We start from the raw sequence: 13,824 nt of genomic DNA on the forward strand, positions 1-13,824 counted from the left end.
CGGCATATCCGCACATCAACGACCACTGATGTGAGGCGTGGAAATCGCTTCGCCGCCTCCATCACCCGACATGCCGGCCCCTAGCGTGAATGCCGGCAGCGTGAATGCCCGTAGCGTCAATGCATGAATGTTCCTCGCAGCCAGGCGAAGAAACCGAACTTCTCGGACATTGCCGCACGGACGCGAGAGGCAGCCCATCGCGCTCGTATCGTGGCGCCGACATGGCAGTGGCAGACAATTTCGTGCAACTGCCAGTCAGTCAGTTCGAAGAAGCGCCTGGCTTCACCGTAGGTGTCGTCTCTCAAGCCTTGCGCACGAAAGATCGGGTCCTCGAAGGCAACCGTGAGAGGCGAGTCGTTGTAACGCATTTTTTCGCGTATCTCAGGGGACTTATATTCGGTGCCCGTCAGCGCTTCGAGACGCCGATCGGGATTTTTCTCCAGCAGTTTCGCCCAACGTTCGAGACGCTGGCTTCGGGTCGCTACGAGGTCTGTTGCTTCAGCGTGAACGTCGGCAACGGTATGCAGTTGGTCAAGTGTCTGGTGCTTCACGGCCGCCTCCTATTCAGCAGGTGAGTTCGTCCCACCCTGAAATGAAAATTATGGCGCTTCACGACGCCGACAAGGCCCTCATGCGCCGACCATTCGATCACTTTTCTGACGGCGCCGTCCTGCCATGAGCGCTCGATGCCTGCGGGGTCATCGGAGGCTCCCATCGGAACCATAGGCAAGCGTGGTCGTTCTGCGTGCATCGGCCTCTAGAGCGAAACCATCGAAACGGGTGGCGTCAAAATCCGGCCGACGTCAGCGACCCGCCAAGGCAGAGTGCAGCGAGCGGAAGGAAATCACACCATGGCCATTCTTCCCACTCCGGAACCAACGCCCACTCCGGCGCCCACGCCACCGCCGTTTCCTGAACCGAAGCCTGTGCGTGAGCCGGATCCGGACAGACTTCCCGACGAAGCTCCCGTCCCCAATCCGGATGAAAATGATGCGCCGCTGAAAATCGGTCCTAAAGCATCCAATCCCGACATTTGACGGAGCGGATTGGCGTGAAGCGATCGGGGAGACGCTCGTTCCCGATCGCTCAGTGCCGGGTGTCGGGGATTGCGCGGCCGAGTGGCCAGCCGGCGCGGCGGCGCCGCCGGCAGACATCAGATCGAGCGCTGTGGCGAAGCGAACTCGGAGGCCTGCCGTAGATGCTGGCGCAGCAGCGCCTCGGCCCATTCGATCTCGCCCGCTTCGACGGCATCGAGAATGGCCAGATGTTCCCGGCAGGACTGCTCGATGCGTTCCGCCGGCAGTTCCTCGAAACCCGCTGATTCCTGCAACCGGCGCAGATTGTTCTGCTGGCGCACCGCATCGGCCAGGAACCGGTTGCCGGAGCAGGCCGCGAGCCCTTCGTGAAAGGATGCATTGATCCGGAACCATTCGTCGCCGCCGATCAGTGTCTTGCCTGTCGACACGATCGCCAGGATGCGCTCGTGAGCGCGCCGGACCGGCGCCAGCTGCTGAGGACCCGCATTGAACATGGGCGACCGCAGCGCCGCGCATTCGACGGCCATCCGGAATTCATAGCTTTCCCGGTAGGCGTCCTCGCCGACAAGTGTGTCGGCGAAACGCCAGCCATGCCCCGGCAGACGCTGCACCAGCCCTTCGGCGGCAAAGCGGAGCAAGAGCTTGCGCACGACGCCGCGGGACACCTGATAGCGCGGCATCAATTCCGCCTCGGACACCTCCTGGGGCAGTTGGCCGAGCGCGCGCTCCCGCATCATCCTGCGGTAAAGCTCCTCAAGCGGAGAGCTGGGCAGGATATCCTCCGGATCAAGGTCGGCGACATCGCGCGCCAATTGCAGCCCCCTCGTCTCGAAGGGACTTAAGATGCCGTGGGCGACCAGCAGTTCCAGCGCCGCGCTGACGGGGGAACGCGAAACGCCGAACGTGCGGGCAAGGTCCGGCACCGAGACGCGGGTTCCGACCGTCCAGCCCGAATCTCTGATCCGCTCCAGGATCCGCCGCGCCAGATCGATCTGCAGCGGACTGGCCGCCTCGCTGCGTGCCGGCCGGTCGATCATCGTTTCGTTCATATCACTTCCTCAAGCGTTCGCATTATAGATATGCGCCACGCAGTTCGAACTGGCAATCCAGCGAATTTTCCTGCTTTTCATTCAATCAAAATGCATTAGTATCCGGACTCACACCAGTTTGAGGCTTCCACTTGATGACAACAGTCGCACCATTTCCGCTTGTCGAGATCGATGGAGCGCCGAGAGCGCGCGGCATGGCCTATGGCGAACAGGCGCGCGGGCGGATCGGCGCTTCGGTAGCGCTCTATGCCGCGCAGCTCGACCGTTTCGGCTTCAGGCGGGACGATGTCGGGCGGTTCTCCGGCATCTTCCTGCCCCGCTTGCGGCAATGGGCGCCCGATCTCGTCGAGGAAATGGAAGGAATTGCGTCAGGCGCGAATGTCGACCTGCCCTCGATCGTCCTGGTCAATGCGCGTACCGAAATCCTGCAGCTCGCCCGGCGCGAGAAAGGCATTTCCGACGACGAGCCCGACGGCTGCACGGGCGCGGCGATCCTGCCGGAGGCAACCCGGAACGGCAGGCTCATCCATGGTCAGAACTGGGACTGGAAGGCCGAATGCTCCGAGACCTCGGTGGTGTTGCGCATCCGGCGAACGGACGGGCCGGACCTCCTCACCTTCACTGAAGCCGGCGGACTGGCGCGCAGCGGCTTCAACTCGGTCGGCATCGGCATCACCGCGAACTATCTCGAATCGGACCGCGACTATCGCGGGATCGGAATTCCGCTTCCCTTCATCCGGCGCCGGGCTCTCGAGGCGCAGCATTTCGCCCATGCCATCAAGGTGGTGGCGACGACGCCGAAATCCGGCTCCAACAACATGATCCTGAGCACCGCCGAAGGGTTCACGGTCGATTTCGAATGCGCCCCGGACGAGAACTTTGCCATCTATCCTGACAAAGAGATGATCGTCCACGCCAATCACTGGCAGAGCCCGGTGGCGTTGTCTAAGCTGCGCGAAACCGGGCTTCGCGACGTGCCGGACAGTCTCTATCGCGACCACCGCGTGCGCCGGCACCTGTCGGCGCGGCATGGAGACATCACCATCGACGACCTGAAGGAAGCCCTGTTCGACGACTTCGCTTCGCCGTTCAGCGTGTGCCGTCCGCAGATCAGGAAGGAAGGCGGCAATCTCTCGGCGACGGTGGCGATGATCGTCTTCGAACCAGCCGCCGGCGTCATGGAGATCGCGCCGTTGCCGGCCAAGAACCGCGAATTCACCCGCTACGAACTCACCATCGAAGACGAGATCCTCGAGCGCGCGGAGAAGGCAGTGCCGGCGCGGGAGAGATCTTCGATATCACAGGAGAAACGATGGTCCGCTTTGTCCTGACCCGGATCGCCAGCGCCGTACCGACCCTCATCCTGGTGTCGGTTGCGGTGTTTGTGATGATGCGCTTCGTCCCCGGCGATCCCGCGACGCTGATGCTGGGAGACCTCGCGCAGCCCGGACAGGTCGATGCGATGCGGCATCAGATGGGGCTCGACCAGCCTGTGGCGGTGCAATATCTGATCTGGGCCGGCAACGTCCTTTCAGGCGATTTCGGACGCTCGATCGGCAGCGGGCAAGAGGTGCTGCCGCTGATCCTCGATCGTTTCGCCGTCTCCTCGACCATCGTTTTTCTCGCCGTACTTGTGGCCTCGGCGATCGCCGTGCCTGCCGGCATGCTGGCCGCCTGGAAGCAGGACAGTCTCCGCGACGTCACTGTCGTCGCCACCTCGACCATCCTGCTCTCGATCCCCAGTTTCTGGCTGGGGCTGATGCTGATGCTGATCTTCGGCCTCTATCTCGGCTGGCTGCCGGTCGTCGGCTACGTACCCTTCAGCCGCGACTTCGCGCAAGCCGCTCTGTATGTGATCCTGCCCGTGGTCACCCTGGTGCTCGTCGAGTCCGGCCCGATTGCGCGCATGGCCAGGGCCAGCACGATCGAGGTAGCGCGCCTGGAATACATCACCCATGCGCGGGCAAAGGGGCTTTCGGAAAGCGCGGTGATGTGGCGCCACGCTTTCAAGAATGCCTTCGCGCCCACCTTGACCCTGATCGGCTTGGTGCTCGGCAGCCTGCTTTCCAGCATCGTCGTCATCGAGACCGTCTTCACCATTCCCGGCCTCGGCCGGCTGCTGGTCGACGCGATCTATGCCCGCGACTATCCCGTGATTCAGGGATCGATGCTGTTCGTCGCCTTCATCTATGTCGCGGTCAATCTTCTCGTCGACCTGATCTACCCGCTGCTCGATCCGAGGGTTACGGCATGATCGCCCGTGCGCTCGGCCGGCCCGGTCTGAAATTCAACGCGATCTTCGGGATCGCCGTCACCGGGGCATTGATCCTTCTGGCCGTGTTCGGTCCGTGGATCGCGCCCTACGATCCGCTCAAGCTTGATCTGCCGTCGCGCCTCAGCGGGCCCTCGCCTGTGCACCTGCTCGGCGCCGACGAATTCGGCCGCGACGTGCTCAGCCGCCTGGCCAGCGGCGCGCGGACCAGCGCCTGGATCGCCTTTGCGACGGTTATTTTCGCATTGATCACCGGCACCCTCTTCGGCGTTCTCGCAGGTTTCCTGCGGGGCTGGGTCGATCGCGCCATCATGATGGTCAACGACGCCTTCCTCGCCTTCCCTGGCCTGCTCCTGGCGCTTGGCCTGATGGCGGTGATCGGCGCCAGCCGCGAGGGTATCATCGTTGCGCTCGGCCTTGCCTACATGCCGATCGTTGTGCGCGTGGTGCGGGCTTCCGTGATGTCCATTCGCGAGCGGGAATATGTCGAGGCCTCGCGCGTGATGGGCAACAGCGAGATCATCACCATGGCGCGGCATGTGCTGCCCAACTGCGTGGCCCCGATCATCGTGCTCGCCACCACCATGTTCGGCTGGATCATCTTGTCGGAAAGCGCACTGAGCTTTCTGGGACTGGGCGTCCCGCCTCCCGCGCCCAGCTGGGGCAACATGCTGTCGACGGCGCGGCCCTATATCGGCCAGGCGCCGCATCTGATCATCCTGCCGGGTCTCTGCATCTCGATCACGCTGCTCGGCATCAACATGCTGGGCGACGCGGTGCGCGACTGGCTCGACCCGAATACGTAGGTGCTGGAAACATGCTCGTGCCAGCCGGTGACAACAACACGATGCTTTCAGTGCGCAACCTGTCGATCTCGGTCGGACCATCGGGAAAGCGGATCGTCGACGAGCTGAACTTCGATCTCGCCCCCGGTGACATGCAGGCGCTGGTCGGCGAATCCGGTTCGGGCAAGACGATGGCGGCCCGCTCGATTCTGAACCTGCTCCCTGCCCCGCTGGTCACGACGCCGGATAGCAGCATCCGCTTCGAAGGACGGGAGCTCACCGGCCTAGCCGCAAAGGCGCTGCGCCAGGTACGCGGTGCACAGATCGGCATGGTTTTCCAGGAGCCGATGGTCTCGCTCAATCCCGCCGTCACCATCGGCGAGCAGATGGCCGAAGGGCTTCGCCTGCATCGCGACATATCGCGCGCCGAGATAAAGGACCGCTCGCTGGCGATGCTGGAGAGGATCCAGATCAAGGATCCCGGCAAATGCCTTGCAGCCTATCCGCACGAATTTTCGGGCGGCATGCGCCAACGCATCATGCTCGCATCGGTCATGCTGCTCAAACCGCGCCTGCTGATCGCCGACGAGCCGACCACGGCGCTCGACACGCTGGTGCAGCGCGACGTGCTCGACCTCATGGTCGAGCTGACGCGGGAGAATGGAACCGCCGTCCTGCTGATCAGCCACGACCTCGGCATGGTGTCCCACTATGTGAACAACGTGACGGTGATGTGCGAAGGCAAGGCGGTCGAACAGGGAAGCAGCACCCAGGTCCTTCACACACCGCAGCATGACTATACCAGGCGGTTGGTGGATGCGCTTCCCAAGCGCAGCGCCGGCGGATCGAGAAGAGCCGTCAACGGCCCGCCCCTGGTCGAGATCAGCAATGTCGTGATCGACTATCCGGGCCGTCCTAGGCTGTTTGCGCGCGCGGAGCCGAAGCGCGCCGTCGACGGCGTCGACCTGGCCATCCGGCGCGGCGAAACCCTGGCGTTGGTCGGCGCGTCGGGCTCCGGCAAGACGACGCTCGGGCGCGCCATTGTTGGCCTCGTCAGGCCGTCCAGCGGAACGATCTCGTTTCTTGGCAAGGCGATTGCAAATAAACGATCGGCTAACGCGCGTGCGCAGCGTCGCGACATGCAGATCGTCTTCCAGGACCCCTATTCGTCGCTCGACCCTCGCCAGTCCATTGCCGAGATTGTCACCGAGCCGTTGAAGCTCGACACCGAATTGGATCGCAAGCGGCGGACAGCGCGCATGGATGAAGTCATCGAGGAAGTGGGACTGACGCGCGACCTTCTCGAGCGTTTCCCGCATCAGCTGTCGGGCGGGCAACGCCAGCGCGTCGCAATCGCGCGGGCGATCGTCAGGCGACCGGCCTTCGTCGGCGCCGACGAGCCGGTCTCGGCGCTGGACATGACGGTGCAGAAACAGATCCTGCTTCTGATCCGGTCGTTGCAGGAACGCTACGGTTTCGCCTGCCTGTTCGTCTCACATGATCTGGGTGCGGTGGAGCAGGTTGCCGACCGGGTCGCCGTCATGCAGGACGGAAGGATCGTCGAGATCGGCGACCGCGACGATGTATTCGACCGTCCGCGCCACGCCTATACGCGCGCCCTTCTCGATGCGGCGATGCTGATCGATCGCCGTTTCGCCGATGGCGTACGCAAGGCAGTGGCGCAATGACGGCAACAGGGCTCGTCTCGGCACCATGACACCGTTCGGCCACATCAAGGAAATCTGGCGATATCCCGTCAGTTCGATGGGCGGCGAACGGCTGGACCGGACGGAGCTTGCGGTAGGCGGAATTCCGGGCGACCGGATCTGGGGCGTCGTCGACCGGCGCGACGGAATTGTTGCCGCGCCGGAGAAGCTAAAACATTGGCGGCCGCTGCCGAACCTTCTTGCAAGACTGCGGGGCGACAGGCCGGAAATCGGATTGGACAATGGCTCCTGGATCGATGCCGGCTCCAGCCTCGCAGGCGAGCTGGTTTCGGCCTTCCTCGATTTCCGGGCTGTGCTGCACCCACACGTCCCCTTCGGCTCGGAAGCCCAGGATCATATCGCGCCACGCTATCAGCGCGCCGACATCCACATCGTCACGACAGCCTCGATGAACCGGCTTGCCGGTCTGCTTGCGGATTCCTCGCAAGTGGATTCGAGGCGGTTCCGGCCCAACATCGTGATCGAAACCGACGCTTCGTGGGACGGTTTGGTCGAACAGCAGATCATCGGCAAAGTGTTTTCGATCGGCGAGGCGCGGATCATGATCTCAGAACCGTGCGCGCGCTGCACCTTCACGGCGCTGGCGCAAGGCGATCTCGCCTTCGAACCGGCAGTGCTGCAAACGATAGCGCGCCATGGCGAAGGCGGCTTCGGCGCGCTCTGCCAGGTCGTGCAGCCGGGCAAGGTCAGGCTGGGCGACAGGGTCAACGAAGCCTGACCCTTCTTCCAACTTTCGGTGCGGGGCGGCGGCACGTCGTGGCTGATGGGTGAGATGGGCCGTAAGTTCGATGGCGGCTATGCGGAGTATGCGTTTGTTGCCGAACTCGCTGCTGATGCCGGCCACTACGCACCGCGTCCTTGATGCACCGGATTCATCCCCTAGTTTACCTCCGTGGGCGCCTTAGTAGCGAGTTTGCCTGGGGGCGGCGGCGGTTGCGCCGTCATGACTGCATGCCGCGGAAAGACGGTTGGACCGACGCACTTTATGGAGGTGGTCGTGCGTCAATCCCCTGAATCCAGCTGGGCATATTTCGCATTCGTTTGCTCGATCGCGGTAGCTTGCGCAGGAGCTGCAGCCGGCGGCCAGCGCGGCGGAGGCAATAGTGCTGGCAACTATGGTGGCGGAGGCAATAGCGCTGGCAGCCATGGCGGAGGCAATAGCGCTGGCAGCCATCACGGTGAAGGCCGCAAAGGCGGCCCGCACAAAGGACCTGGCGGCAAGCCCAGCGGCACCAGCAGTAGTTCACCGGTGGACGACGATGGAACCAGCACCGCTGCAACGGCGGCAGTGGCGGCAACTACGACCGCCACTGCCGTCAGTGTCGTCCCGTCCATGGAGGCCGGACAGTCGGTCGGCCTTCCGCCCAGCCTCCAGCCTCCCAGCGACATCGCCAGCCCATCAATTGTGAGTCCAATCAAAGCGCTGCCGGGCGTCCCGGATGAAGTCGTTCGCGCCTGCCATGATGCAATCGAGTCGGCCGCCGCCCCGTTTGGCGCGACCAGTGTGCGCGTCAGCAGCGCAGGGTCCATACATCAGTTGAGCCCGGATACGATCTTGGCTCCCATTGAGGTCAGGATCGACTATGTACGGCAAGGCAGGGTGGAGACGCGGCAGGCGCCGATCAAATGCGAATTGAACGCGACTGGCGGCGTGATCGGGCTGACATAGGGCATCGCGCAGACTCCTCGCCGACGAGAGCAGGATGATTCGAACGGGTGATCTCATCCTGGCATAACTTCTTGTTTTGCCCGGAGTGGCTGCGGCGTCGTGAGAGGGTGCGAGGCAATGCCTTCCGAAGCCTTCGATAGGAGGACCGCGCAGTCGTTTTGGGAATCACTCCAATGTCGCGTTTCTTGGCCTGAGGGAATAGGGAAGCGTGAGAGAACGCACCCGGGTAATCCGCGACGGGTTGCGAACCTTGCTGCGTGCAGTCTTCTGGCTGACAGCCTTCACCGGGCCGGTAGCGGCTGCTGCGCGGCCAGAGCGCGGCTTCAACGGCCGCTCAACCTGCGCGCTGCGACGCTCAGCCCTGAGCCTGTCATTGTCCGCGCGCGCCGCAGCCAGGTCGCGGGCAAGTGAAATATTGGCTTCACGTTGCTGGTCCAGAGCCTCCTTCAGCCTGGTGACCCGTACCAAAAGTGCTCGGGCGGCGGCGCGTTCGAGGCGAACCTTATCGAGATCCTCATGGGTCGAGACTGCTGCAGCGCGTTCTCGTGCCAGCGCTTGCGCCGTCTCGGTTGCAGTCTGCTCGGCACGCTCTCTCGCTGCGACTGCTCCGGCTCGTTCCTGTTCAGCTGCGACGCGCTCGAGGCGAGCTTTTTCCAGCTCGTCACGCGTCGACGCAGTTGCAGCACGTTCTCGTGCCAGAGCCTGTGCCGCCTCGGTTACAGTCTGCTCGGCACGCTCTCTCGCTGACACCGCTCTGGCTCGTTCCTGTTCAGCCGCGTCGCGCTCGAGGCGAGCTTTTTTTAGCTCCTCACGAATCGACGCTGCTGCAGCGCGTTCTCGAGCCAGCGCGCCCTCCGTCTCGGCTGCGGTCTGCTTCACTCGTTCTCTCGCTGTGACTGCACCGGTCCGTTCCTGCTCAGCCACTTCCGCGCGCTCCATGAGCGCGGCATTCGACAGTTTCACTTCGGCGAGGTCGCCACGAAGGTTCTCGGACTTCCGGCGTTCGTCGCCGAGCATTCCGCTCGCTTGCGCCAGCGAAGCCTTGGCCTTGGCGCGATCCTCGGCGGCCTCGGCCTCAAGCTGTTCAATTTTCGCCCTCGCTCGCGACAAATCGCGCGCCCGCCATTCGGCTCGCTGACGCTCCAGATGAGCAGCGGGCATCTCCGTAAAGACATAATTGGTGGCCTCGCTCAGCATTGTGCGGGCATCTCCCGCTATGCGCCGCAATGCGTCAAGTGTGCGGGCTGCCGCGAGCTCGTTGCGCAATCGCTCCTCGCGTGCGTTGTCGGAGGCTGCCATGCTTGTCCTCAGCGCATCGATCTGCTTGCGCGACTCGAGGAGTGCTCCCTGCAAAGCAGCGCTCCTGGCGCGTTCGCCTTCCGCCACCCGGTACTCCTGGCCGCCCAATTCCCCTGCGGCGACTGCCTGACCACCGGCTGCCCCGAGTTGCGCCCGGGCAGCCTCAAGATCCGGGCTGAGCAAGTCGACACGCGTGCCTTGGGCCCGCGAAATGGCGGGGGCGCTTTCGACCCAGTTTTGTCTCGTCATCGCATAGCTAAGCGGCACGGCCAGACAGATTGCGGCGACGCCCAAGCGGGGCACAAGACCGATCGGCTTGCGAACGCGAGGAGGGAAGGCCGTTACGATGGTCGGCTCGGGATTCAGGCTGAACCCTCCCCTTTGAGCTGTGACATTCAAACCGCGATGCGCCGGATTGGCCAACTGAGCAATTTTGCGCGGGGAAGCCTTATGACCCAATTGGTCCCATGCTGACCCGCACTCCCCACGTTCCGCGGGGGCGAGTTGTGTCGGCATACGGCTCAGAGCCCTCAATACTGGACTACTTACGGCGGCAAGATTAGCCGCCATCTGCCTACGAACATAGCCAGCGATTTCTCTGACCGATGTCGCAAGGCGGCCGGATTGCGGTATGTTCGTCGCGGAAGCGAAAGCGTTGGTCTGGGCCACAGACGAACTCTCGCAAACTTCGGAGATCACGTCGAAATACTCGATTCGCACCCCGAAGCGAAGGTAATTGGCATCCTGACGCCGATCATCCAGGTCTGCCGTGTCTGAGGGCACGACAACCTGAGAAGAAGCAGGCTCGGTTGCAAGGTCGACCGGGCTTTCCCAATCCCAAGATGCCTCCTCGGGGGGATCAGATCCGCCTTCGCTCACATCTGATTTGAGGCGACGCCGTTGCACCGCGATAAGGATACGCCGGAGCACAAGATAGAGGCCCACCAATGCAAGTATTGCAATCCCGCCCAGGACGGCGAAATCTGCATCGTTTGCGTAAATTTCGGCAAGATAATTTGGCATTGCCGTGCCTGTGCGGTTTTGGGTGTATTCTCAAGTTCGTGAAGCGGTGTTTGGCCCCTCGCCTTGGTGCTGGCTAACGCCTTCGATCGCTTTCGAAGCTGTCACTGCTTCGAGGTCCCTCCGGTGTTCGGAGCGCCGGTCGCGCGCTGATAGACATGCCGGCGCAGATGACTTTTTTGAAACGAAACTTGAAGATGCCGTGGCCGCCGATTGTCGGCCACCAAGGGAGCACAGGCTCTGAAAAGCCGACTTGCACCTCTGCATCACAACGTCCCGGGAGTTCCTCTCACGGTGCGAACCATTCCGCCATTTCCGGCTTAGGACGGTCCTCCTGGGATTTAAGCTAGGTCATAGACCTTCACGGTCAACCGGCACCTCAAGCGAAAGATCGGAGGCAACACGCCTTCGATCTCTCGAGCGACAGACAACCGCCTGTCTATTCGCTTTTCCAAACACCCCATACGCGGGGGTTTGCCGCGGGCCATACCGAATAGCCCTTCACCTTCGATGACACCGCGTCGACGGATGGTTCGTAGTAGAGGCCAAGGATCGGCACATCCTTTGCCATGAGGGCATGGAGCTGCTTGAACAGCGCCTTGCGTTGTCCGGGGTCGGTCGTGGCCATCGACTTCGTGTAGAGGTCGAGGGCTTCCTTGCTGTCCCACTGCGCCGTCGGGTCGGTCGCCTTGTCGCCGAGGATGACGCCATACATCAGCGACGGATCGAGAGGAGCCGAGTAGCCGAAGGACTGGATCTGGAATTTGCCGGCAAGGTAATTGTCGAGCTGTGCCGCCCAATCCAGCACTTCGAGCTGGGCATTGAAGCCCGCAGCCGTCAGCATCGCCTGCAGCAGCACGGCGTTTTCATACATGCCCTGGTAGCGGGTATTGGTCTGGATCTTGATCGGCTCGCCCTTGTAGCCGGCTTCGTCCAGCAGTGCCTTGGCCTTGACCGGGTCGTATTGCGGCCATTTGAGGAATTCGTCGTCGAAGAACGAGCTCGCCTGGGCGACGGCCGAGGGATCTCCGGTGGCGACGCCGTTGGTGCGGGCGGCGGCGATCTGGTTGATGTCGGCGGCATGCGCCAGCGCCGTGCGTATCTTGGCGTTCGACAGCAGCGGGTCCTTGGTTTGCAGCAGGATCGCCGTCCATGAAAGGCCTTGCGTCGACAGCACCGTCATGCCCCGCGACTTGGCTTCCTCGACACGCGATGATTCAAGGTCGGGAAGCACGTCGAGCTCGCCGGCAAACAGCGCGGTCTCCGCCGCCGCCGTGTCGGGGATGACGATAAAGCGCACCTCGTCGACATAGGCCTCCCGGCTGCCGGCAAAGCCACTTGGCGCCTCCTTCACCGGCTTGTAGTCGGCAAAGCGTTCGAGCGCCAAATACTGGCCCTTGACCCATTCCTTCAGCGTGAAGGGACCGCTGCCGATGGCGGAATCGGCGATCCATTTGCCGTCAGCGCCGACATTCTTCGGGCTGGCCACCCAGCCATTGCACTGGACACTGGCGAGCTGCGCCAAAAAGAGCGCATTCGGCGCGTTGAGCGTGAAGACGACGGTGCGTGGATCAGGCGTCGCCACTTGCTCGACCTTGAGGCCCTGGCTGCCATCGAAGAACGGAATGCAGAACCACTGGTTGGCTGGGTCCATGCGGCGGTCCCAGTTCCATTTGACGTCGGATGAGGTCACGGCGTCGCCATTGTGGAAAGCGGCGCCGTCGCGCAGCGTAAAGGCATAGGTCTTGCCGTCGTCCGACACTTTCCAGGATTCGGCCAGTGCCGGCCCTACTGTAAGATCGGCGCGATAGGCCACCAGCGTCTCAAAGATATGGTGCAGCACCGTGTCGGTATTCGCGTCTCGGCTGAGACCGTCGGTGGCGCGGATATCGGCGTTGATGCGAACCTTGAGCGTGCCGCCGGTTTTCGGCTGCTCCTGCGCCGTCGCCGGCAATGCACACGCCATCACGGCGATTGCCGCCAGCACCTGGATCAATTGTCTTCCCATTCTCAATCCTGTTCCCATTTTTTATCTCCAGTTTGTTGACTGCAGTTTTTCAGGCGGGCGGCATTCAATGCCCGCGCAAAGAACTCCTTGACCTTGGCGATGAGCTCGCGGTCGTTGTGAGCGATGCCAGGCACGACATCCAGCTGCACCTCGACGCTGTGTCTCTCCAGGCTGCCCTTCAACGATCTGATCCGGTCGTTGCGGGTCGCGCCGGCGACATCGGCGCCGGGCATCCACCAGTCATCCTCCGGCTTGATGGTGATCTCCCAGGTTTGGAGATCGTCACCCCCGATCACCATCTGCACGGCGACCTTGCGCATGGCGTCGAGGTCGATCTTCTTGCCGAACACGTTCTCGAAGTCGCGTACCCCGACCCAGAAATCGTGATCGAAGTCGAGCAGGGTCACTACGCCCGGTGCACCGATCGATGCAGCCAGCAGACGTTCGGGATGGAGGAACAGGAAACGATGGGTGAAATGGCCACCGCCGGAGAAGCCGTACATCAGCACGCGGTCCCCTCTGATGCGGTAGCGCTCGCGCATCTCCTCGACCATGTCGAGGAGCACGGCATCGTAGTGGAGGTCGCCCTGGCGCAGCATCTTGTAAGAGGAAAGATCGCCCGGAAAACAGATATTCGCCGGGAAGAGCGGAGCAAGCACGATCACGCCGTTCTGTTCGGCGAAGTCGGCAAAGGCGTCCCGGTAGGCGAGCATGCCGCGTTCGGTGCCATGCACGATCACCGCCAGCGGATAGGTCTTGCCGCCGTCTTCGTCATAGTCCTCGGGCACATAGGCACAATAGGGGAAGCGCTGGTCGAAGCGTGAGGCGTACACCGTGGTGTGCCCGAAGTCGTAATAGGACAGGCGCTTGCCATGTCCGCTGACGTTGCGCATCGAATTTTCCCTAATCTCAATCTCATTGTTTCATCATTTTGTGTGACTGAAAAGCATTTGTTTAT

General features: G+C 62.6%; 12 protein-coding genes. 7 read left to right on the top strand and 5 right to left on the bottom strand.

Annotation, left to right across the window (positions count from 1 at the left end; all coding sequences use genetic code 11):
* Positions 1 to 116: 116 nt before the first annotated feature.
* Positions 117 to 551, bottom strand: a complete 435-nt coding sequence (locus EOA78_RS02920) for a hypothetical protein (RefSeq protein ID WP_127313801.1) — start codon at positions 549 to 551, stop codon at positions 117 to 119.
* Between the two features lie 300 nt (positions 552 to 851).
* Here EOA78_RS02920 and EOA78_RS02925 point away from each other — a divergent pair, with 300 nt between their 5' ends.
* Complete coding sequence (locus EOA78_RS02925) at positions 852 to 1,037, top strand: hypothetical protein (protein WP_036267210.1); 186 nt, start codon at positions 852 to 854, stop codon at positions 1,035 to 1,037.
* 116 nt (positions 1,038 to 1,153) lie between these two features.
* On the opposite strand, the gene EOA78_RS02930 is transcribed toward EOA78_RS02925, so the two are convergent.
* Positions 1,154 to 2,086, bottom strand: coding sequence for a GntR family transcriptional regulator (locus EOA78_RS02930; RefSeq protein ID WP_127313802.1), 933 nt, complete (start codon positions 2,084 to 2,086; stop codon positions 1,154 to 1,156).
* Between the two features lie 134 nt (positions 2,087 to 2,220).
* Here EOA78_RS02930 and EOA78_RS02935 point away from each other — a divergent pair, with 134 nt between their 5' ends.
* The 6 genes from EOA78_RS02935 to EOA78_RS35800 all read left to right on the top strand — a co-directional run bounded on the left by EOA78_RS02935 (position 2,221) and on the right by EOA78_RS35800 (position 8,539).
* Complete coding sequence (locus EOA78_RS02935) at positions 2,221 to 3,417, top strand: C45 family peptidase (RefSeq protein WP_127313803.1); 1,197 nt, start codon at positions 2,221 to 2,223, stop codon at positions 3,415 to 3,417.
* Positions 3,399 to 4,340: an ABC transporter permease gene (locus EOA78_RS02940; RefSeq protein ID WP_127313804.1), complete on the top strand. Its 942-nt coding sequence runs from the start codon at positions 3,399 to 3,401 to the stop codon at positions 4,338 to 4,340. Before EOA78_RS02935 ends, EOA78_RS02940 begins: the two co-directional genes overlap by 19 nt.
* Positions 4,337 to 5,164 carry an ABC transporter permease gene (locus EOA78_RS02945; RefSeq protein ID WP_127313805.1) on the top strand — a complete coding sequence of 276 codons (828 nt, stop codon included), beginning with the start codon at positions 4,337 to 4,339 and terminating at the stop codon, positions 5,162 to 5,164. The genes EOA78_RS02940 and EOA78_RS02945 overlap by 4 nt, the downstream gene beginning before the upstream one ends.
* Positions 5,165 to 5,175: 11 nt before the next feature.
* Positions 5,176 to 6,831, top strand: coding sequence for a dipeptide ABC transporter ATP-binding protein (locus tag EOA78_RS02950; protein ID WP_127313806.1), 1,656 nt, complete (start codon positions 5,176 to 5,178; stop codon positions 6,829 to 6,831).
* The gene (locus tag EOA78_RS02955; RefSeq protein ID WP_127313807.1) at positions 6,803 to 7,588 is read left to right on the top strand and encodes an MOSC domain-containing protein; all 786 of its coding nucleotides are present in this window, start codon (positions 6,803 to 6,805) and stop codon (positions 7,586 to 7,588) included. Before EOA78_RS02950 ends, EOA78_RS02955 begins: the two co-directional genes overlap by 29 nt.
* A gap of 531 nt (positions 7,589 to 8,119) precedes the next feature.
* Positions 8,120 to 8,539, top strand: a complete 420-nt coding sequence (locus EOA78_RS35800; RefSeq protein WP_164783618.1) for a hypothetical protein — start codon at positions 8,120 to 8,122, stop codon at positions 8,537 to 8,539.
* A gap of 165 nt (positions 8,540 to 8,704) precedes the next feature.
* Here the strand turns inward: EOA78_RS35800 and EOA78_RS36830 are convergent, their stop codons facing one another.
* From EOA78_RS36830 to EOA78_RS02975, 3 genes are all read right to left on the bottom strand, one after another.
* Entirely contained in the window at positions 8,705 to 10,861 is a 2,157-nt protein-coding gene (locus EOA78_RS36830; RefSeq protein ID WP_245477179.1) for a hypothetical protein, read from the bottom strand.
* A 436-nt stretch (positions 10,862 to 11,297) separates the two neighbouring features.
* On the bottom strand, positions 11,298 to 12,866 hold the full coding sequence (locus EOA78_RS02970) for an ABC transporter substrate-binding protein (RefSeq protein ID WP_245477197.1): 1,569 nt from the start codon (positions 12,864 to 12,866) through the stop codon (positions 11,298 to 11,300).
* Between the two features lie 2 nt (positions 12,867 to 12,868).
* Positions 12,869 to 13,759 (bottom strand): alpha/beta hydrolase, encoded by an 891-nt coding sequence (locus tag EOA78_RS02975; protein ID WP_127313810.1) that lies wholly within the window; start codon positions 13,757 to 13,759, stop codon positions 12,869 to 12,871.
* Positions 13,760 to 13,824 lie beyond the last annotated feature (65 nt).

Origin of the sequence: Mesorhizobium sp. M5C.F.Cr.IN.023.01.1.1, from assembly GCF_003997585.1 — a bacterium.
Lineage (GTDB): Bacteria > Pseudomonadota > Alphaproteobacteria > Rhizobiales > Rhizobiaceae > Mesorhizobium > Mesorhizobium wenxiniae.